Below are 21259 nucleotides of genomic sequence, written 5' to 3' on the forward strand. Positions count from 1 at the left end.
AACAAAAACATAATTTTTTTATGGAAGAAAAAATAATGTTAACAGGAATTAGAAGTACAGGAACTCCTCATTTAGGGAATATTTTAGGTGTTATTATTCCGTCTGTATCCATAGCTAATAAAAATACAAAACATTCTTCATGTATATTTATAGCGGATTTACATTCAATGATTCAAATAGAGAAAGAGAATAATATGATAACAATCAAAAATAATATTTATCAAATTGCGGCGGCATGGTTAGCTTTTGGATTAAATATAGATAATTGTTTATTTTACAGACAATCTGATGTTTCACTTGTTACTGAATTAGCCTGGTATTTCAATTGTTTTTATCCATACCAAAGACTTGCATTAGCTCATGCTTTTAAAAAGGAAATAAAAAATAAAAAAAAAATAAGTGTTGGTTTATTTACTTATCCTATTCTAATGGCTGCTGATATTTTACTTTATAACGCAAAACTTATTCCAGTAGGAAAAGATCAATTACAACATATAGAAATAACTCGTCGTATCGCCAATTATTTTAATAAAAAAATAGGAAAAAAATTATTTGTATTACCTAATGCTTTTTTACAAAAAAACATGTTTGTGATAGGGACAGATGGAAATAAAATGAGTAAATCTAAAAAAAATTGTATTAACATTTTTTCTTCAGACGAAATTTTGAAAAAACAGATTATGAGTATTCGTACAGATAGTAAATCTGTAAAAGAGAAAAAAAATCCAGAAACTGATTATATCATGTCTTTATATAGTTTAATAGCTCCTGTGGATAAAATAGAGATCATGAAAAAAAGATATCTTAAAGGAGGATATGGATATTATGAGGCAAAAATTGCATTATATGAGTATATCATTCATAAATTTTCATCGGAAAGAGAAAAGTTTTTTTCTTTCATAAAAAATAAATCTTTGTTGGATCATATTTTAGCTTCAGGTGCTAAAAAAGCAAATAGAATAGCTTATGAAAGATTAAATTTCATTAGAAAGCATTTGAAATTCAATCCTATAATTTGATTTATCAAATATTATTTGTCATTATGACATAATTATATTTTTTGGCAAATCTTTTGCCCCCTACAATCCATAGAATTATTTTGAAAAATATTTTATATTATGGATATCAATCAAAAAAATACTGAAAAACAGTCAAAATTATCTCCTAAAATAGATGAGGAAAAATCTTGTTCTTGTCAACAACAAGGAGAAAACCATCATCCATCAAAAAAAGAAATTGAATTTTTGAAAAAAGAATTAGAAAAAGAAAAAGATAAATTTTTACGTCTTTTTGCAGAATTCGAAAATTATAAAAAACGGATTCAAAAAGAAAGATTTGATATTTTTAGAGATGTTCATGAACAAATTCTTATAGATTTAATTCCAATTTTAGATGATTTTGAACGAGGAATTAAAGAATTAAGAAAATATCAAGATGAACATCCTGTAAAAGGAATTTTTTTGATACAGGAAAAACTTATTAAAATTTTAAAAGAAAAGGGATTAAATAAAATAAAAATCAAAAAAGGAGATGATTTTAATACGGATTTCCATGAAGCGATAACACAAATTCCAGCTATGACGGAAAATTTAAAAGGAAAAATTATAGAAATTATAGAAGCGGGATATCTTCTAAAAGAAAAAATAATCCGACATGCTAAAGTCATTATCGGAAAATAATTAATTTTATCTTCATGATGAAAAAAGATTATTACGAAGTATTAGGAGTTTCTAGAAATGCTTCTCCAGAAGAAATTAAAAAAGCTTATCGAAAACTAGCAATCAAATATCATCCAGATAAGAATTTAGATAATAAAAAGGAAGCAGAAGAAAAATTTAAAGAAGCGGCTGAAGCTTACGAAGTCTTAAGCAATCTAGAAAAAAGACAACGGTATGATAAATTTGGACATTCTGGAGTAAAAGGAAGTGGATTGGGTTCAGGAATGAATATGGAGGATATTTTTGAAAATTTTGGAGATATTTTTTCGGATGCATTTGGTGAAAGTTTTTCTAGTTTTGGTTTTGGAAAATCAAATAGACATCAAACTATTAAAGGAAGTGATTTAAGAATCAGAGTCAAACTTTCTTTAGAAGAAATAGCGAATGGAATAGAAAAAAAAGTTAAGGTAAAAAGACTCAAAGTTGCCAAAGGAATCAAATTTAAAAATTGTACATCTTGTAATGGAAGTGGGCAAATAGTCAGAGTCACTAATACTATTTTAGGAAGAATGCAAACTACTTCTCAATGTGGGGTATGTTATGGAACTGGAAAAATCATAGAAAATATTCCTTATGGAGCGAATAAACATGGATTAATTAAAGAAGAAGAATTAGTGAATATTAAAATACCCGCAGGTCTTACAGAAGGAATTCAATTGAAAGTTTCTGAAAAAGGAAATGAAGCCCCATTTGGTGGTATTTCTGGAGATTTAATTGTCTTAATTGAGGAAATTCCTCATCCTAAATTAAAAAGAGAAGGAAGTAATCTTCATTATGATTTGTACATATCATTTCCAGATGCAATATTGGGAGCTTTGAAAGAGGTTCCTACTATTAATGGTAAAGCAAGAATAAAAATAGATCCAGGAACACAATCAGGAAAAACTCTAAGATTAAAAAATAAAGGATTGCCTAATCTTGAAAGATATGGATATGGAAGTCTTTTTATTCATGTAAACGTTTGGACTCCAAGAAAAATTAATGAAGAACAAAGAAAATTTTTTGAAAAAATGAGAAAAAATGAAAATTTTCTTCCTCATCCCGGAAATTCAGAAAAATCGTTTTTTGATCGTGTAAGAGAAATGTTTTCTTAAAAAAGATCTCAAAATCATTTTCTAATTTTTATTCTTATAAATATAGTTTTTCATTGAAAATTGTTAGATTTCATTCTTTTTTTTGTTGATTTCAATATGATTTTTATGATATTATGATGCAAAAAGTAGTAGTCGGCCTTTCAGGAGGAGTAGATTCCAGTGTTGCTGCATTAATCCTTAAGAAAAAGGGTTATGAAGTTATTGGGTTATTTATGCATAATTGGGAAGAGGAAGAGGAGAGTTATAATCATTATAAATGTACTTGGAAAGAGGATAGCATTGATGCTATGTTAGTAGCTAAGCAATTAAATATCCCCTTTCAAGTAATAGAAATGAAAAATGAATATAAAAAACATATCATAAACTACATGTTTAACGAGTATAGATTAGGAAAAACCCCTAATCCAGACATTTTGTGTAATAGGAAAATAAAATTTTCCATTTTCTTGAAAAAAGCTCTTGATTTAGGAGCAGATTTGATTGCAACAGGACATTATGTGAATAAAAAAAAAATTGTAAAAAATAGAAAAACAATTTATCGTCTTTTGATTGGAAAAGACCTAAATAAAGATCAATCATATTTTTTATGTCAATTAACACAATATCAACTGGAAAAATCTCTATTTCCATTAGGTTTATTAACTAAAAATCAAGTAAGAAAAATAGCCAAAATACACAAATTATGGAATGCTCATAAAAAAGAATCTCAAGGATTATGTTTTGTAGGTAAAATTAATTTATTCAATTTTCTTAAAAAAAAAATTACTCCAAAAAAGGGAGAAATAGTATGCATCAATTCTAATGCTTCAGTATATCAAGAAAAAAAAATTTTTTCTTCTAAAGAAGAAGAATTATTTTTTCTATCAAGAAAAAAAAAATACAAAAAATCAGATGGAAAAATAATTGGATATCATCAAGGAGCCTTTTCTTTTACTAAGGGACAACGTAAAGGGATAGCATTAGGAGGTTACAAGGAAGCACTTTTTGTGATAGATACTGATGTAAAAGAAAATATTGTTTATACAGGAATGGGGAAAAAACATCCAGGATTATATAGAAAATCTTTGTTTATTCATGAAAAAAATATTCATTGGGTACGGAAAGATCTTACTCTTTTTGAAGGAGAAAAAATGAATGTTCTTTGTAGGATTCGTTATAGACAACCATTACAAAAATCAAAATTATATAAAATCAAAAAAGGAATGTTCATAGAGTTTGAAAGCATGCAATGTGCTATAACGGAAGGACAATTTGCTGTTTGGTATCTTGGAAAAGAATTAATCGGTTCAGGAATTATTTCCATGATTTTATATTTTGTTATTTTTTTAAAAATTGAATTCATTTTATGAATATAAAATTTGTTCTTTTAAAATTTTTAAAAAAATGTATATTTTATATTTATTATTAGAAACTTTATAATTTATTTATGAATAAATCAAAAAAATAATAATATTTTAAAATAAATACATAAAAACCTATTTTATATAATCTATTTTTTCATATTTTTGCATATTATATAATTTGAAACTTATTACATAGTTTATTTTCATTAAACTATTCTAGTTTTGTATTTTATATCCCTACTTTCTCCGTAGGGGTTTTTGATTTATTTATTAAATTTCATGAAAAAAAGAATTAACAATTTTAGCAAAAAAATCACGAAAGACCCTAATTTACCAGCAGCACATGCTATGTTGTATGCCACAGGAATAAAAGAATCAGATTTTTGTAAAGCTCAAATAGGAATTGTTAGTAATTGGTACGAAGGAAATCCTTGCAACATGCATTTAGATAAACTGGCCAGAAAAATAAAATCATCGGTTATAACTAAAAATTTAGTAGGATTTCAATTTACTACTATTGGAGTAAGTGATGGAATTACTATGGGAACTCCAGGAATGAGATATTCACTTCCTTCTAGAGAATTAATAGCAGATAGTATAGAAACTGTAGTAGATTCTCATCATTATGATGGAGTGATAGCTATACCTGGATGTGATAAAAATATACCAGGAGTTATGATCGCTTTGCTAAGATTGAATAGACCATCTATCATTGTATATGGAGGAAGTATTTCTTCCGGTTATTATAATAGAAAAAAATTAGATGTTATTTCTTCTTTTGAAGCCTTAGGAAAAAAAAACACTAGTCAAATTACTGAAAATGAATACAAAAATATAGTAAAACATTCTTGTCCAGGACCAGGTGCTTGTGGAGGGATGTATACTGCAAATACTATGGCTTCTGCTTTTGAAGCTATGGGAATGATGCTCCCTTATTCTTCCTCTTCTCCTTCAACAAGTGAAAATAAAAAAATAGAATGTGAAGAAGTTTCTATATATATTAAAAATTTATTAAAAAAAAATATTAAACCAAAAAATATAGTAACAAAAATTTCCATAGAAAATGGTGTGAAATTATCCATGTGTTTGGGCGGTTCTACTAATTTGATTTTACATTTTTTAGCTATTGCTAAATCAGCAAATATTGATTTTTCTTTAAAAGACTTTCAAAGAATTAGCAATCAAGTTCCTCTCATTGGAAATCTAAAACCTAGCGGAATTTTTTTAATGGAAGATATTCACAAGAAGATAGGAGGAATGCCTGTTATTATAAAATATTTATTAAATGAAGGAATATTATCAGGAGATTGTTTAACCGTTACTGGAAAAACATTATCTGAAAATATGAAAAATATTCCTAATATAACTTTTAATCAAAAAATTATTCATTCTTTAGATAAGCCCATCAAAAAGAACGGGCATATTAGAATTTTGTATGGAAATTTATCCCCAGAAGGGGCTATAGCTAAAATTACTGGAAAAGAAGGAACAATTTTTAGAGGAAAGGCTCTTGTTTTTAATTCGGAAGAAGAAGCAAATTTAGCTATTTTAAATAATCAAATTTTACCTGGAGTTGTCATTGTAATTCGATATGTGGGGCCAATGGGAGGCCCAGGAATGCCAGAAATGTTGAAACCAACATCATACATTATGGGATCCGGATTAGGAAAAAAAGTTGCTCTTATTACAGATGGTCGATTTTCAGGAGGGTCACATGGTTTTGTCGTAGGACATATTACTCCAGAAGCACAATCTGGAGGATTGATTGCTTTAGTCCAAAATGATGATTTTATTAAGATAGATACGGAAAATAATATCATTACTCTTGAAGTGAAACATGAAGAAATTCAAAGAAGGAGAAAAACGTGGACTCCTCCTTTATTAAAAATTCAAAATGGTTATTTATATAAATATACCAAAATGGTATCTCCAGCTTCTGAAGGATGTATTACAGATCAATTTTAGTTTTGTTTGTTTTATGGAAATAAAATTATTTTCTGGTTCAGAAATAGTAATAAAAGCACTCTTATATGAAAAGGTTGAATACATATTTGGATACCCAGGGGGGGCAATTATGCCCATATATGATTCTTTACACGATTATTTAAACTCCATTTCGCATATTCTCATGCGTCATGAACAAGGATCAATTCATGCAGCACAAGGATACGCTAGAGCAACTGGAAAAATTGGAGTATGTTTTACTACTTCAGGTCCAGGAGCTACTAATTTAATTACCGGATTAGCAGATGCTTTAATAGATAGCACTCCTCTTGTTTGCATTACTGGACAAGTATCCTCTCATTTATTAGGAACTGATGCTTTTCAAGAAACAAATATAATAGATATATCTATTCCTGTAACAAAATGGAATATTCAAGTTTTAAAAGCTAGAGATATTTGTGAATCAATTCAAAAAGGATTTTTTATAGCTAAACAAGGTAGACCAGGCCCTGTATTAATAGATATAACTAAAGATGCTCAGTTTCAAAAAACTGTATTTCACTATACACGTTGTAAATATATCAAAAATTTTTATCCATATCCTTGTATAGAAGACGAAAAAATCATGAAAGCTGCAGATTTAATCAATTCGGCTGAAAGACCTTTGATTCTTGTAGGTCAAGGAGTGATTTTAGCGGAAGCCGAAGAAGAATTTAAAAAATTTGTTGAAAAAACTGGAATTCCAGTAGCTAGTACTTTATTAGGATTAGGAGCATTGGATAGTAATCATTCTTTATATGTAGGAATGTTAGGAATGCATGGAAATTATGCTCCCAATATTTTAACTAATCAATGTGACATTCTCATCGCGGTAGGTATGCGATTTGACGATCGTGTAACTGGAGATGTTAAAAAATATGCTAAACAAGCTAAAATCATTCATTTAGAGATAGATTCTTCCGAAATCAATAAAAATATTTTATGTCATATCCCAATTTTGGGAGATTGTAAAACATCTTTAAAAAAATTGATTCTTTATGTTAACGAATCTATTCATCCAGAATGGAAAGATAAATTTTTTCATCTTAAAAAAAAAGAGAAGACGATAGTAATACAAGGAGATCTTTATCCAAAAAAGAAAGGAATTACCATGGGGGAAGTGATTAAATGGATCAATCAGTACAAGAAAAAAAATGCAATTCTCGTAACTGACGTAGGACAACATCAAATGATAGCTTCAAGATATTTCAATTTTACTTGCAAAAAGAGTCAAATAACTTCTGGAGGATTGGGAACTATGGGTTTTGCTTTACCGGCTTCTATAGGAGCTCAATTAGGTGTTAAAAATAGGCAAATTCTTTGCATTGTAGGAGATGGAGGAATTCAAATGACAATCCAAGAAATGGGGACTATCTTACAATATAAGATACCCGTTAAAATTGTCCTATTAAATAATAATTTTTTAGGAATGGTACGTCAGTGGCAACAGCTTTTTTTTGATAAACGTTATTCATGTACAGAATTAGTTAATCCAGATTTTATAAAATTAGCTCATGCTTATAACATCAAAGCAAAGAAAGTAAATAAAAGAGAAGAATTAGAAAAATCAGTAAAAAAGGCATTAAGTTATAAAAAAGCTTTTTTATTAGAAGTTGTAATCGAAAAAGAAGATAATGTTTTTCCTATGATTCCTGCAGGAGCCGCTGTAGATGAAATTCGTTTAACATAATAATAATGATTGATAAATAAAATAATATATAAAAATACTATGAAGCATCAATTCAGAATAATAATTTTAGGAGAAAAAGAAACAAGATTATTAAGTAGAATTCTTCTTATATTCAATCGAAAAAATATTAAAACTGATCATATTAATGTATCTAGTAAGAAGAATGAGGATGACCCCATCAGTAATATTCAATATGTGATAGACTTGAAATGTCCAGAAGAACAATTATTGAAAATCAAAAAATCAATTGAAAAGTTAATTGGAATTATTCATGTTTATTATTACAAATTAGAAGAAAAAATTCAAAAAAAAATTTATGGAGAAAAATGGATTTACCACTAAATACTACATCTTAAATTACTTAAATTAAATAATACAAATTATGAAAATTAAATTTGGATCAATAGAAGAAACTATTATTACAAGAGATGAATTCCCATTATCTAAAGCTAGAGAAATTTTAAAACAAGAGACTATTTCTGTATTAGGTTATGGAATTCAAGGGCCTGGACAATCTCTTAATTTAAGAGATAATGGTTTTCAAGTGATCGTAGGACAAAGAAAAGATTCTTCTTCTTGGGATAAAGCATTAAAAGACGGATGGATAGAAGGTAAAAATCTTTTTTCTTTAGAAGAAGCATCTGAAAGAGGGACTATACTCATGTATTTGCTATCAGATGCCGGTCAAATCTCTTTTTGGCCTACTCTTATAAAATATTTAATTGAAGGAAAATCTTTATATTTTTCACATGGATTTGGATTAACTTTTTGTCATCAAACAAAAATATACCCCTCTAAAAAAATAGACATTTTTTTAGTAGCACCCAAAGGATCAGGAACCAGTTTAAGAAGACTTTTTCAACAAGGAAAAGGAATTAATTCTAGTTATGCCATTTATCAGGATTATAGTGGAAATAGTTTAGAAAAAACTTTATCAATTGGAATCGGAATAGGGTCTGGATATTTATTTGAAACAAATTTTAAAAATGAAGTGTTTTCTGATTTAGTGGGAGAAAGAGGAACTTTAATGGGTGCTATACAAGGAATTTTTGCAGCACAGTATCAAATATTAAGAGAAAAAGGGCATTCTCCTTCAGAATCTTTCAACGAAACGGTAGAAGAATTAACACAAAGTTTGATGCCCCTAGTATCGGAAAAAGGAATGGATTGGATGTATGCTAATTGTTCTACTACTGCACAAAGAGGTGCTTTAGATTGGTGGAAAAAATTTAGAGATGCTACTCTTCCAATATTTCAAGAATTATATCATGAAGTATCTTCTGGAAATGAAGCAAAAAGAATTATTAAAGTTAATAGTAACGTAGACTATAGAAAGAAATTACAAGAAGAATTGCAAGATCTTAGACAAAGTGAATTATGGAAAGTAGGATCCATTATTCGGAATCTTAGACCGGAAGAAAAAAAAGATAAAAATTTATAATATTTACTGACTCATTTTATAAAGATTGAAAAATAAATTCAAAGGATACTTTCCTTCTTACCAAGAAATAATTAGAGCTAAAAATATTTTAAAAGATATTATTAATGAAACTCCATTACAGAAAAATTCTCTTTTATCAGAAAAATATAAAGCAAATGTTTTTCTAAAAAGAGAAGATTTACAAATTATACGTTCATATAAAATTAGAGGTGCTTATAATAAGATAAAAAGTTTATCTCATATAGAACTGAAAAAAGGGATTATTTGTGCCAGTGCAGGAAATCATGCACAAGGTGTTGCTTATTCTTGTAATATATTAAAAATACCGGGTAAAATCTATATGCCGAGTACTACTCCTAAACAAAAAATAGAAAGAGTAAAAATGTTTGGAAAAGAATATATTGAAATTTTTCTTCTCGGAGACACCTTTGATGCAGTTAGTTTTGAAGCAATGAAAGATTGTACAAAAAATGAAAAAATTTTTATTCATCCTTTTGATGATGTTAAAATTATAGAAGGTCAAGCTACTGTTGGGGTAGAAATTTTACAACAATCTATTTCAGATATAGATTATGTTTTTATTCCTATTGGTGGAGGAGGATTGGCTTCTGGTGTAGGAAGTTATTTTAAAGAATTTAGTCCTAAAACGAAAATTATAGGAGTAGAACCTCAAGGGGCTCCATCTATGAGTTACTCTTTAAAAAAAGGAAAAATTGTTGAATTAAAAACAATAGACCGATTTATTGATGGAGCTTCAGTAAAAAAAGTGGGAGAATTAAATTTTAATATATGTCATCAAACATTATTTGATATCATAACGATTCCGGAGGGAAAAGTTTGCACAACGATTTTAGATTTATATAATTTAGAAGCTATTGTAGCAGAACCTGCTGGAGCTCTTTCAATAGCAGCTTTAGATTTTTATTCTGATAAAATAAAAGGAAAGACTATTGTCTGTATTTTAAGTGGAGGAAACAATGATATTACCAGAACGGAAGAAATCAGAGAAAGATCTCTTTTGTATGAAGAAAAAAAACATTATTTCATTGTAAAATTTCCCCAAAGAGCTGGTGCTTTAAAGGAATTCGTTAACAACATCTTGGGTCCTAAAGATGATATTACCTATTTCGAATATTCTAAAAAAACTTCCAAAGAAGAAGGACCTGCAGTAATAGGAATAGAATTATCAGATAAAAACGAATTTTCTGGGTTGATAGGAAAAATGAAAAAACATAAAGTTCATTTTCAATATTTAAATAAAAATCCAGATTTATTTCGTGTTCTTATCTGAAAAAAAATGAATTTATTTTGTACCCACGACTGGATTTGAACCAGCACATCCTAATCGGATACCACCCCCTCAAAGTGGCGTGTCTACCATTTTCACCACGTGGGCTTTCCCTTACTCATTAGTCAGTCATTTTTTCTTTTCGATCAATAATGTCATTTATTTACTGACTATCTATTCATTCAAATATAATAGAATTTATTGATAATTCATCAAAAAAAAATATAAAATAAACTATCTTTGAATGAATTATGAATTTATTCTGTTCAAATTTCATATAAATCAAATAAAATAATATGAATATAGCAATAATAGGATATGGAAGAATGGGTAAATCTATAAAAAAAATAGCTCAGATTAGAAATCATAAAATTTCATTATGTTGTGATGATACTCCTTCTTTACATTTATTAAAGAATTCAAATTCAGATGTAGCAATAGAATTTAGTCAACCTCATTCCGCATTCAAAAATATAAAAATTTGTATAGAAAATGATATTTCTATTGTAAGTGGAACTACAGGATGGCTTGAAAAATTTGAAATTCTTAAAAAGATATGTAAAAAAAGAAATGGGTCTTTTTTATATTCTTCCAATTTTAGTATTGGAATGAACATTTTTTTCGAAATTAATAAAAAATTGTCTAAACTGTTACAGTTATCTTCTAAAGATTATGAAGTAACAATAGAGGAAATTCATCACAAAGAAAAGATAGATAAACCTAGTGGAACAGCTCTTTCTTTAGCAAAAGATATAGTGAATAATAAAATGAAAAAGACATGGATTTTGGATGAGAGAAAAACAAAAGATCAAATTTTGATTTTGTCAAAAAGATTCAATCATGTACCAGGAATACATATCGTAAAATATGAATCTCAAATAGAGGATATAAAAATTCAACATCAAGCTCATAGCAGAGAAGGTTTTGCATTAGGTGCTGTTATTGCGGCAGAATGGATCCAAAACAGAAAAGGTTTTTTTTCTATGAAAGAAGTTTTAGGACTATAAAATATATTTTTATGTATCAATATTTGATTTTTAGCGGTATTTTTTTATTTCTTGAACATGTTATTCATATTTTAGGAACATGGAAGTTTTATAAAAAATTGGGGATCAAATCTTGGAAAATTTTAATTCCTATATATAATATTTTCATTCTTTTAAAAATTTACAAAAGATCTATATGGTGGATTTTTCTATTACTTATTCCATTAACTAGTATTATATTGATTTTGATTTTATGGACGGATTTAATTTTTACTTTTTTTAAAAGAACGAAAAAAAATTTTTTTTTCTTTTTTTTATCTGCAGGATTATATATTTTTTACATAAATTTTTTTAAAAAAATTCCAATTTTTAAAATTGAAAATATTAAAAAAAAAGAAGAGAATATAGGAATTTTATTAGCTATGATTTTTTCTTTTATTACTCATACTTATATTGTTCAACCTTTTGTGATTCCCACTTCTTCTATGGAAAGAACCTTATTAGTAGGAGATTTCATATTAGTCAGTAAAATTCATTATGGATTACGAATGCCTATATCTCCTATCTACATCCCTTTTACACATAATAATATCATTGGAAATATAAAATCTTATATCTCTATTTTTCAATGGCCTTATTTTCGTTTTTCTTCCATACAATCTATACAAAGAAATGATATAGTAGTTTTTAATTTTCCTAAAGATCCTAATCATAAAATAATAGATCGAAAAGATCATTATATTAAACGTTGTGTAGGATTACCAGGAGATTTAATTTCTATTAAAAAAGGAGTCTTATTTGTGAATCATAAAAAAGAAAAATCTTTTTTAGAAAAACAGCAAGCTTATTTTATTAAAACAGAAAATATTCCTTTAAATGTGGAATATCTTGAAAAAGAAATGGATGTTAAAGATATTGAATATATTGGAAAAAAAAATAATGAATATTTTTACCAAATTATGTTAAATGAAAAAAAAGCAGTTGATATCAAAAATTTATTTGAAAACATAATTTTTATAAAAAAGTATATTCTTCCCATTCATTTTAAGGAACATTATATATTCCCTAATCACTATGATTGGAATAGAGATTTTTTTGGCCCATTACACATTCCTAAAAAAGGAGAATTAATTAAATTAAATTCAAAAAATATTCAAATTTATAATGAAATATTCAATTATGAAAAAGTTGAAAAAATTGATATAGTTTCAAAAAAATATTACAAAATCAAAAGAAATTATTATTTCATGATGGGAGATAATAGACATAATTCATCTGATTCTCGTTATTGGGGTTTTGTTCCAGAAGATCATATAGTAGGTAAACCGATATTTATATGGATGAGTATCGATTGGGATAGAAAAAGTCCTATAAATATATTTAGTTGGAAATTTCGTTGGGATAGAATAATGAAAACAATAGATGGAAAACATTCTTATTTATCTTTATTTTTTTTATTTTCATTTGTATATTTAATTTATTTTTTATTTAAAAGTGAAAAATCATCAACTTAATAAAAAGTATTTCTTTCATTGTTTATAAAAAAACTTCCTATAAAATAACCAGATAAAATTCCACCAATATGGGCAAAGTGAGCGACTCCAGGTGCTAAATTAAAAATTGCAGAAACTAAACTTCCAAAAATAAAAAGAGTCATCGCTTTCCGAACTGCTATTGGAAAAGGAAAAGGAAGAATGAAAATTTTATGTTCTGGAAAAAATTTAGCGAAAACTCCTACGATTCCACTTACGGCTCCAGAAGCACCCATCATAGGGGAATACATAGAACTATAAAGATTCATTTTTTGTTCTTCATTTAAAGAATCTAACGTTTTTTCAGCTTGTGAAAAATCTAAAGTTTGAACAAAGTAATATAAAACACCAGTATTAAAAATAATTTGAAATAATGCGGCTAAAATACCTGATACAAAATATATAATTATAAATTTTTTGACTCCTAACAAAGTTTCTATCTGTCCTCCAAACATAAATAAAGCCAACATATTAAAAATGATATGCAAAAAAAGTCGTTTGGAATGTACAAACATATGAGTGAAAATCTGATATAATTCAAATCGTTCATCTAAAGGATGATATAAAGAAAGAATGCTATCTATTTTATATTGTGAAAAAACAAAAGTAGCTGTATATACAAGTATATTAATACTAATTAAATGTTTGACAGCGTCTGAATTGAAATTGGTGTAAAAATTCACTTTTTAAAAAAAATTTTTGTTTAAAACAAAAAATATGGGATCTCCTGAATACGTATAATTTGGATTCTGACAAGAAAATAAATCTTTGATTATACATTTCATTTTTTCAGGATATAACTTTGTTCCATATTTTATAGATGCAGATTTAGATATGATTTGAAGAAGTTTTTTTTTATTATTTTTTTTTCCTTTAATAAAATTATATGTTATAATATTTTGAATAACTTCAATCAACATATTTTGTTGTATCTGTTCAGGAACAGAATACAAATAAACGTATTTTTTACAAATATATAAATGAAAACCAAAACTGATTAAATCAGTTTTTATATTCTTCAAAGAAAGAGATTCTTTTTTCAAAAGTTTTACTTTGATAGGAAAAAGAAATTGTTGACTGATCAAATTTTTTTTTCTATCAAAAAATTCAAATAATATGTTTTGATGTGCTCTATGTTGATCTACCAATACCATATATTCATCATTCAAAACAAAAATTATATATTTTCTATTAATTTGAAAAGTCTTTATCTCTCTTTTTTTCTCATGATGAGAAACAAGGTAATGTAACTCATTCGTTAGTTGAAAATTGTTCTTAAATGTAACGGATTCATTGAGTTTATGATAAAAATTTTCTAGTTGAACTATTTTTTCTTTATCATAAAGTTTTTTATACAAATTATTTAATAAATAATCTTTTTTGAGTGATTTACAAGATAAAAAAATATCATAGTTCTTTAACTCTTTATTTTTTACTTTATATTGAGAAAATAGAACATTTTTGATTTCTTGTTGAATCATAATACCAATCGTTTCTTCTTCTTCTAATTTTACTTCTTTTTTTGTTGGGTGGATATTCCAATTTACTAAACTAGAATCTATAAAAATAAAAATAAAATAAGAAGTGGTTTTGAAATTTTTCAAAAAACCATCATAAGCATGAATAATTTTTTTATGTAAAAGTAAATGAGTAACACAACGTTGATTGACCAATAAAAATTGATCTCCTTTTTTCATAGAAACATCTGGAACGCTAACAAATCCTTCTACAAAAATTCTATTTTTTTTTATCAAGATAGGAACTAAATTTTTTTTTTCATTTTTAAAAATTTCTTGAATTCTTTCTCTTAAAGAAGTTTTTTTAAAATAAAAAATAATTTTATCATTATGATAAAAACGATATGTTATATTTCTGTGTGCTAAAACGATTTTATGAAATTCATAAATAATATGTTGAAATTCTATTCTAGAAGATTTTAAGAATTGTCTTCTGACAGGAATTTTATAAAAAATATTTTTCACAGAAATTCTTGTTCCTTGAAGCATATTTATAGGAATTTGTTTTTTTACTTTTCCTTCTTCTACAAAAAGGTGTATTCCTACTACATCTTCTCTCTTTTTAGTTTGTATTTCTAATTGAGAAATAAGTGCTATGGAAGATAAAGCTTCTCCTCTAAATCCTTTTGTTTTAATTCTGAAAAGATCATCAGTTTTTTTAATTTTAGAAGTAGCATGTTTTTGAATACTCATTTTCGCATCGTCAATACTCATTCCTATTCCATCATCTATTAGTTGAATTAATGTTTTTCCTGAATCTTTGATAAAAATATCAATCGTTTTTGCGTTTGCATCTATTGCATTTTCTAAAAGCTCTCTTAAAACAGAAGAAGGCCGTTGTATGACCTCTCCTGCAGCTATTTGTTGAATCACTTTTTCAGGCAAAAATTGAATAATGTTTTTCATTTTATAGATTTTCTAAATAAAGACATATATATAGCTGTTTTCGCACATTCAATTCCCTTATTTCCATTTTTTCCGCCTGATCGATCAAAAGATTGTTGTTGATTTCTATCAGATAAAACACAAAATATAACAGGAACATCATAGATTATGTTTATCTCTTTAATTCCATGCGAAATCGCTTGACATAGATATTCAAAATGAGGAGTTTCTCCTTGTATCAAGGATCCTATTGCAATGATTGAATCAAAATGGCAACAATGAGCAATTTTTTTAGAAGAATAAATTAATTCATAACTTCCAGGAACTTCCCAAGTTTTAATTTTTTCTTTTAATACACCTAATTGAATTAAAGTATCATAAGCACCTTTATATAATCTACTCGTAATTTCTCTATTCCATAAAGAAACAAGAATAGCAATTTTTAAATTTTCATTTTTTATTTTTTTTGGATCTAATGAATAAACAGGATCTTTCTTCATAAAGATAATTTATTATAACTTATTTTCAATAAACATAATATATTTTTCAACGTTTTTTTTGTATAAAAAAGAAGGATATTTTTTTTCTATTTTTCTTAAAAAATATTGAGAATTCTCGTATTTTTTCATATAAAAATTCAATAATGCGGCTTTGTAATAAAAAAGAGGAGTCGTGATTTCATTTTCTCTTACATTTGCTGCTATAACATAATTTTTTAAGGCTTTTTTTTTATTTTTCATTTGAATGAAAGCATCTCCTATAATTCCATATTTTATAGAAGATAAGATTTCATCTTTTGCGGAAAAACTTTTCATCATTTTTATGGATTCTTTGTAATCCCCTAATTTATAATAGCAAATTCCTGCATAAAATTTTGATATATTACCTGCTTTTGTAAAAGGATATTTATAAACTATACCTGAAAATCCTAAATAGTTAACTTTATTCTTCTTTTTATTTAAGGCTTTATCTATCTCTCCTTGAGAAAGATATTGTTGAGCATAACTCAATTCTTTCACCGCTTTTTTTTCTGATGGATATAAAAATAATGTTTTAAAAGAAAAATATGTAACATATAATATGATTATCAATATAACAGAACAAAAAATAAATTTTTTTTTCATTCCATCACATTTATTTGATTTATACACTAAATTTAGTTTTTTTATTTAATACACAATACTAATTCAGTTTTTTTCTTATAACTTCTATAGTTTTGATCCTTTTATGATCAATACTTTTTATAATAAAAGAATAATTTAAAAAATTTATTTTTTGTTTTTTTTTGGGAAATTCTTTATTTATTTCCATAATAAACCCCCCTAAAGTATCTGCATCCCCTTTTTTATTTTCAAAAAAAATTTCTTCTTTAATGTTCATAATACGATAGAAATTAATTAAAGATGTTTTTCCATCAAATAAATAATTATTTTGGTTTAATTTAGAATAAGACATGTCTTCTTCATCAAATTCATCAATAATATCTCCTACTATTTCTTCAATTACATCTTCAAGAGTCACTAGTCCACATGTTCCTCCATATTCATCTACCACAATTGCTAAATGTATTTTTCTTTCTTTAAAATCACTTAAAAGATTATCTATCTTTTTTTTTTCTGGAACAAAAAAAGGAGAATGTATGAGTCTATTCCATTGAAAATGTTTATGATAAATAAATGGAAGTAGATCTTTAGCAAAAAGAACTCCTTCTATATCATCAATACTATCTTTATAAATAGGAATACGAGAGTATCCTTGATCACGAACTGATTCTAAAACATTAGAAAAATTTATATTTCTATTTAAAGCAAACATATCTATTCTTGGAGTCATAATTTGATGTGTTTCTGTATTTCCAAAATCAACAATTCTTTGTAAAAACTGACATTCCTTAACATTTTTTGGATTCGAAGATGTAATTTTTAAAGCCTTTGACAGTTGATCTACAGAAATAAGATTCTTTTTTTTTATGGTTTTTTTATCTATAGATTTTGAAATTAGAATTATAATTTTACTAATTGGATTTAGTATTTTGCTAAGAATTATTAAGGGTTTTGCCATAAAAATAGCAAAACGAAAATTATTTTTACTAGCATATATTTTAGGAATGATTTCTCCAAATAAAAGTAAAATAAAAGTAAGAACTACCACTTCCAAAAGGAAGTGAATGGGAATATGAAATTGCTTATAAATAACTAAATATTTTTTTTGTAAAAATTCTGTTATTAAATAAGAACTTAATATAACGATTCCAATATTCGAAAAATTATTAGATATTAATATTGTTGCTAATAGTTTTTTTTTCTCTCTTAGAATTTGAAAAACAATATTTCCTTTATAAGAATTTTTTTTTCTTTCTTTGTCAAGAGTTTTTTTTTCAATACAAAAAAAAGCAGTTTCTGATCCAGATATTAGTGCAGAAAATAACAACAGTATTATTATTAATGCAAAATATAAAACTAAATATAAAGTTTTTTCTAAAAAAATATTCGTCGAAGATTCTTTTTCCAATAGATTAAATTTTGATAATAATTTTTAGAAAAGAAAATGTAAAAATTGATATGATCAAAAATGGATCTAAAATTCACATTAGGATTCATCGAAAATAAAAACTAAATCATTTTTTCATGTTTTAAAAATAAAATAATAGGACGAGGAAAAGGGTACTCTCCTATTTGATTTGGGGAAATAAAACAAAAATTATCAAATAATATATTTTTCTTTAAATCTTGCAAAATTTCACAATTAAAGAATCGAATCGATAAAATTTGATGAGTCAGTTTTTGTTTTACTTTATAAATCACATTATTAGAAACCCTAACTCTAAATTTTTCCCAAATTTTATCTATGATTTCATGAATTGAAAGATTTTGTTTCGATTCTATTAAAGGAAAATCATAAAGACCCTTCCATATATCTTTAGTTGATCTTTTATTTAAACAAATATTTTTATTACGATCACATATGAAAAGATAATAAAAAAATCTATGTATTATGAATCTTCTTATTTTTTTTACAGGTAATTTATATACAGTTCCATTTTGAATAGAAAAACAAGAATCTTGAACTGGACATAATAAACATTTAGGACTTTTTGGAGTACATAAAATAGAACCTAAATCCATAATTGCTTGATTAAAAATTCCTGGATGTTCAAAATCCATTATTTTTGAAACCGTAACTCTAAATCTATTTTTTGTAATAGTAGATGTAATATCATCGAAAATTCCAAAATATCTAGAAAATACTCGACAAGCATTTCCATCAATAGCAGGAATGACTTCATGAAAACATATAGATGCTATAGCTGCTCCTGTATATGGCCCGATCCCTTTATATTTTATTAATTCTTTATATTTATTAGGAAAAAACTTTTTATCATTTTTTAATTTTTTAGCAAAAGAATGCAAGTATTTTGCTCTAGAATAATATCCCAATCCTTCCCACTTTTTCAACACATCTTTTTCTTTCGCTTGAGCAAGTTTTTCTAAACTTGGAAATTTTTTTATAAAGTTTAAATAATGCTTTATGGTTGTTTGTGAAATTCTTGTTTGTTGCAACATAAACTCTGAAACTAATATATAATATGTATTTTTAGTTTCTCTCCAAGGAAGTTTTCTCTTATTTTTTTTATACCAATTTATTATTTTTTTGGAAAAATCCATATATCTTTAATTTTTAAGCAATTTTATAAAAAATTGGTATATTTAGGAAACCGAATTTTGTTATTCGATATAATGATTTAACATGACAAAAGCAGATATAATAACAGAAATCATATCAGAAACTGGATCTGAGAGAATTGATACACAAAAGGTGATAGAAACATTTATGGAAAAAATAAAACAAAGTTTAACATCGGGAGAAAATGTTTATTTAAGAGGATTCGGATCATTTATTATTAAATATCGAGCGAAAAAACTTGGACGTCATATATCCAAAGATATGTCTATTGTAATTCCTGCGCATAATATACCAGCATTTAAACCTTCAAAATCTTTTACAGAATTGGTCAAAAAAAATGTTCCTATCAAAGAAATAAATAAAAATACAATGAATCAATAATTACTAATTGTTGAGAATTATGCCAAACGGAAAAAAAAGAAAAAGACGTAAGATAGCAACTCATAAAAGAAAAAAAAGAAATAGGAAAAATAGGCATAAAAAGAAATAATAATTTTCTAAAAAAAATGTAATTTCTAAAACTTTTTTTCCTTGTTTTTGTGTATGAATCAAGAGTTAATTATAAATGCAGAAGAACAAGAAGTTAAAATAGCTCTTTTGGAAGAAGGAAAATTACTGGAGCTTCATAGAGATGTTTTGAATAAAAAATTCTCTGTAGGAGATATTTATTTTGGAATAGTTAAAAAAATTTTGTACGGATTAAATGCGGCTATCATAGATATAGGACATTCAAAAGGTGCATTTTTGCATTATGATGATATTGGATTTCAAATTGATCAAATGTTAAATTTGATATCTTCCAATCATATTAATAATAATCAAAAAGAATCGAATAATTTCGAAAATCAAGAAAACAAAAATTCTATAAATCATATATTGTATATCGGACAAAAAATTTTGGTTCAAATCTCCAAAGAACCTATTTCTAATAAAGGACCGAAACTTACTACAAAAATTTGTATTCCAGGTAGAAATTTAATCCTTATACCTTTTTCAGAAAAAATTTCTATTTCTAAAAAAATAAAAAATATAAAAGAAAAAAATAGATTGATTTCTTACATCAGGAAAATCATCCCAAATAAATTTGGGATGATTATTCGTACAGCTGCTGATAATGAAATAGAAAAAGTTCTAAATGAAGAACTCATTTTTTTAATGAAAAAATGGAAAAAAACATTAAATAATTTAATGAAACTTTTTCCACCAGTTCGTGTATTGAGTGAAAATAATAAAACTTATTGTTTATTAAGAGATATATTCAATGACCATTTCAAATCTATTTGTTGTAATAACGATTTTCTATGTCAAGAAATTCATTCATATTTATCTTTAATTGCTCCAAAAAAAACCAGTATAATTAAATATTATAAAGGAAATGTTCCCATATTTGAAAAATATGGGATAGAAAAACAAATACAAGTATTTTTAGGTAAAAATGTTCCTCTTGAAAATGGAGCTTATCTCATCATAGAACATACTGAAGCTTTACATGTTATAGATGTAAATAGTGGAATGATCAATCATATGATGAAAAATTGTACAGAATCAGAAAGGTCCAATAATATATTAAAAATTAATTTATTAGCAGCAACAGAAATAGCAAGACAGCTCAGATTAAGAGACATGGGAGGTATAATTGTTGTGGATTTTATAGATATGTATAATTCCATACAAAAAAAAAAGCTATATGAACATTTAAAAGAAGAAATGAAAAATGATAGAGCAAAACATCAAATTTTACCTCCCAATAAATTTGGTTTAGTTCAATTTACTCGTCATAGAGTAAGACCTGAATTAAAAAAAATAAATGTAAATAATAAACAGTATCAAAATTCTCCTAAAAATTATATTCATCATTTAGAATTTGTTATAGAAACTATTATAAGAAACAAAAATCATAAAGGAATCCAATTACATATTCATTCTTTCGTCTCAGCTTTTTTAAAAAAAGGATTTCCTTCTATTCAACAAAAATGGTTATTAAAATATAAAAAATGGATTAAAATAATTCCAAGAGATTCATTTAGATATACAGAATATCAAATTATAGATAAAAATCACGAAATCCTATTGTCTTCTTTTTATTTTCATTAAAATT

At 26.0% G+C, this 21259-nt stretch carries 19 protein-coding genes and 1 tRNA gene; 13 read left to right on the forward strand and 7 right to left on the reverse strand.

What is annotated here, in order from left to right; genetic code table 11:
- Positions 1 to 20: 20 nt before the first annotated feature.
- From trpS to ilvA, 9 genes are all read left to right on the forward strand, one after another.
- A complete protein-coding gene (trpS, locus tag BPAA_RS00380; RefSeq protein WP_015429699.1) occupies positions 21 to 1019 on the forward strand; it encodes a tryptophan--tRNA ligase in 999 nt (332 codons plus the stop codon).
- A gap of 99 nt (positions 1020 to 1118) precedes the next feature.
- Positions 1119 to 1679 (forward strand): nucleotide exchange factor GrpE, encoded by a 561-nt coding sequence (locus tag BPAA_RS00385; protein ID WP_015429700.1) that lies wholly within the window; start codon positions 1119 to 1121, stop codon positions 1677 to 1679.
- 14 nt (positions 1680 to 1693) lie between these two features.
- Positions 1694 to 2812, forward strand: a complete 1119-nt coding sequence (dnaJ, locus tag BPAA_RS00390; RefSeq protein WP_015429701.1) for a molecular chaperone DnaJ — start codon at positions 1694 to 1696, stop codon at positions 2810 to 2812.
- Between the two features lie 116 nt (positions 2813 to 2928).
- Positions 2929 to 4161 (forward strand): tRNA 2-thiouridine(34) synthase MnmA, encoded by a 1233-nt coding sequence (gene mnmA, locus BPAA_RS00395; protein ID WP_023469901.1) that lies wholly within the window; start codon positions 2929 to 2931, stop codon positions 4159 to 4161.
- 273 nt (positions 4162 to 4434) lie between these two features.
- Positions 4435 to 6120 (forward strand): dihydroxy-acid dehydratase, encoded by a 1686-nt coding sequence (ilvD, locus tag BPAA_RS00400; protein WP_015429703.1) that lies wholly within the window; start codon positions 4435 to 4437, stop codon positions 6118 to 6120.
- Between the two features lie 13 nt (positions 6121 to 6133).
- Positions 6134 to 7828: a biosynthetic-type acetolactate synthase large subunit gene (ilvB, locus tag BPAA_RS00405; protein WP_015429704.1), complete on the forward strand. Its 1695-nt coding sequence runs from the start codon at positions 6134 to 6136 to the stop codon at positions 7826 to 7828.
- A 39-nt stretch (positions 7829 to 7867) separates the two neighbouring features.
- A complete protein-coding gene (locus BPAA_RS00410; RefSeq protein WP_231840112.1) occupies positions 7868 to 8170 on the forward strand; it encodes an acetolactate synthase in 303 nt (100 codons plus the stop codon).
- 40 nt (positions 8171 to 8210) lie between these two features.
- Positions 8211 to 9269, forward strand: a complete 1059-nt coding sequence (ilvC, locus tag BPAA_RS00415; RefSeq protein ID WP_015429706.1) for a ketol-acid reductoisomerase — start codon at positions 8211 to 8213, stop codon at positions 9267 to 9269.
- 25 nt (positions 9270 to 9294) lie between these two features.
- Positions 9295 to 10560 carry a threonine ammonia-lyase gene (ilvA, locus tag BPAA_RS00420; RefSeq protein WP_015429707.1) on the forward strand — a complete coding sequence of 422 codons (1266 nt, stop codon included), beginning with the start codon at positions 9295 to 9297 and terminating at the stop codon, positions 10558 to 10560.
- A gap of 20 nt (positions 10561 to 10580) precedes the next feature.
- Here the strand turns inward: ilvA and BPAA_RS00425 are convergent.
- Positions 10581 to 10665 (reverse strand) — tRNA-Leu (locus tag BPAA_RS00425).
- A 188-nt stretch (positions 10666 to 10853) separates the two neighbouring features.
- Between BPAA_RS00425 and dapB the strand changes: the two genes are divergently transcribed.
- Positions 10854 to 11564, forward strand: a complete 711-nt coding sequence (gene dapB / locus BPAA_RS00430; protein WP_015429708.1) for a 4-hydroxy-tetrahydrodipicolinate reductase — start codon at positions 10854 to 10856, stop codon at positions 11562 to 11564.
- Positions 11565 to 11575: 11 nt separating this feature from the next.
- Entirely contained in the window at positions 11576 to 13057 is a 1482-nt protein-coding gene (gene lepB / locus BPAA_RS00435; RefSeq protein WP_015429709.1) for a signal peptidase I, read from the forward strand.
- Here the strand turns inward: lepB and BPAA_RS00440 are convergent.
- The 6 genes from BPAA_RS00440 to BPAA_RS00465 form a co-directional block, all read right to left on the reverse strand.
- The gene (locus BPAA_RS00440) at positions 13054 to 13758 is read right to left on the reverse strand and encodes a rhomboid family intramembrane serine protease (RefSeq protein WP_015429710.1); all 705 of its coding nucleotides are present in this window, start codon (positions 13756 to 13758) and stop codon (positions 13054 to 13056) included. The two genes, lepB and BPAA_RS00440, sit on opposite strands and share 4 nt — an antisense overlap.
- 3 nt (positions 13759 to 13761) lie before the next feature.
- Positions 13762 to 15498, reverse strand: coding sequence for a DNA mismatch repair endonuclease MutL (gene mutL / locus BPAA_RS00445; protein ID WP_015429711.1), 1737 nt, complete (start codon positions 15496 to 15498; stop codon positions 13762 to 13764).
- Entirely contained in the window at positions 15495 to 15977 is a 483-nt protein-coding gene (gene ribH, locus BPAA_RS00450) for a 6,7-dimethyl-8-ribityllumazine synthase (protein WP_015429712.1), read from the reverse strand. The genes mutL and ribH overlap by 4 nt, the downstream gene beginning before the upstream one ends.
- A gap of 12 nt (positions 15978 to 15989) precedes the next feature.
- Positions 15990 to 16601 (reverse strand): tetratricopeptide repeat protein, encoded by a 612-nt coding sequence (locus BPAA_RS00455; RefSeq protein ID WP_041178690.1) that lies wholly within the window; start codon positions 16599 to 16601, stop codon positions 15990 to 15992.
- A gap of 58 nt (positions 16602 to 16659) precedes the next feature.
- Positions 16660 to 17988, reverse strand: a complete 1329-nt coding sequence (gene gldE / locus BPAA_RS00460; protein WP_023469904.1) for a gliding motility-associated protein GldE — start codon at positions 17986 to 17988, stop codon at positions 16660 to 16662.
- A gap of 101 nt (positions 17989 to 18089) precedes the next feature.
- Positions 18090 to 19142 (reverse strand): A/G-specific adenine glycosylase, encoded by a 1053-nt coding sequence (locus BPAA_RS00465; RefSeq protein ID WP_015429716.1) that lies wholly within the window; start codon positions 19140 to 19142, stop codon positions 18090 to 18092.
- An 82-nt stretch (positions 19143 to 19224) separates the two neighbouring features.
- Here BPAA_RS00465 and BPAA_RS00470 point away from each other — a divergent pair, with 82 nt between their 5' ends.
- Together BPAA_RS00470 and BPAA_RS00475 are read left to right on the forward strand one after the other, a co-directional pair.
- On the forward strand, positions 19225 to 19542 hold the full coding sequence (locus tag BPAA_RS00470; RefSeq protein ID WP_015429717.1) for an HU family DNA-binding protein: 318 nt from the start codon (positions 19225 to 19227) through the stop codon (positions 19540 to 19542).
- A 162-nt stretch (positions 19543 to 19704) separates the two neighbouring features.
- Positions 19705 to 21255: an Rne/Rng family ribonuclease gene (locus tag BPAA_RS00475; RefSeq protein ID WP_015429718.1), complete on the forward strand. Its 1551-nt coding sequence runs from the start codon at positions 19705 to 19707 to the stop codon at positions 21253 to 21255.
- The last annotated feature ends 4 nt before the right edge of the window (positions 21256 to 21259 follow it).

Source organism: Blattabacterium cuenoti BPAA (assembly GCF_000348805.1).
Lineage (GTDB): Bacteria > Bacteroidota > Bacteroidia > Flavobacteriales > Blattabacteriaceae > Blattabacterium > Blattabacterium cuenoti_B.

Bases quoted from the DNA above. Each gene is read 5' to 3' on its own strand.
- trpS (WP_015429699.1), top strand. From the start codon at position 21: ATGGAAGAAAAAATAATGTTAACAGGAATTAGAAGTACAGGAACTCCT.
- BPAA_RS00385 (WP_015429700.1), top strand. From the start codon at position 1,119: ATGGATATCAATCAAAAAAATACTGAAAAACAGTCAAAATTATCTCCT.
- dnaJ (WP_015429701.1), top strand. From the start codon at position 1,694: ATGATGAAAAAAGATTATTACGAAGTATTAGGAGTTTCTAGAAATGCT.
- mnmA (WP_023469901.1), top strand. From the start codon at position 2,929: ATGCAAAAAGTAGTAGTCGGCCTTTCAGGAGGAGTAGATTCCAGTGTT.
- ilvD (WP_015429703.1), top strand. From the start codon at position 4,435: ATGAAAAAAAGAATTAACAATTTTAGCAAAAAAATCACGAAAGACCCT.
- ilvB (WP_015429704.1), top strand. From the start codon at position 6,134: ATGGAAATAAAATTATTTTCTGGTTCAGAAATAGTAATAAAAGCACTC.
- BPAA_RS00410 (WP_231840112.1), top strand. From the start codon at position 7,868: ATGAAGCATCAATTCAGAATAATAATTTTAGGAGAAAAAGAAACAAGA.
- ilvC (WP_015429706.1), top strand. From the start codon at position 8,211: ATGAAAATTAAATTTGGATCAATAGAAGAAACTATTATTACAAGAGAT.
- dapB (WP_015429708.1), top strand. From the start codon at position 10,854: ATGAATATAGCAATAATAGGATATGGAAGAATGGGTAAATCTATAAAA.
- lepB (WP_015429709.1), top strand. From the start codon at position 11,576: ATGTATCAATATTTGATTTTTAGCGGTATTTTTTTATTTCTTGAACAT.
- mutL (WP_015429711.1), bottom strand. From the start codon at position 15,498: ATGAAAAACATTATTCAATTTTTGCCTGAAAAAGTGATTCAACAAATA.
- ribH (WP_015429712.1), bottom strand. From the start codon at position 15,977: ATGAAGAAAGATCCTGTTTATTCATTAGATCCAAAAAAAATAAAAAAT.
- BPAA_RS00455 (WP_041178690.1), bottom strand. From the start codon at position 16,601: ATGAAAAAAAAATTTATTTTTTGTTCTGTTATATTGATAATCATATTA.
- BPAA_RS00465 (WP_015429716.1), bottom strand. From the start codon at position 19,142: ATGGATTTTTCCAAAAAAATAATAAATTGGTATAAAAAAAATAAGAGA.
- BPAA_RS00470 (WP_015429717.1), top strand. From the start codon at position 19,225: ATGACAAAAGCAGATATAATAACAGAAATCATATCAGAAACTGGATCT.
- BPAA_RS00475 (WP_015429718.1), top strand. From the start codon at position 19,705: ATGAATCAAGAGTTAATTATAAATGCAGAAGAACAAGAAGTTAAAATA.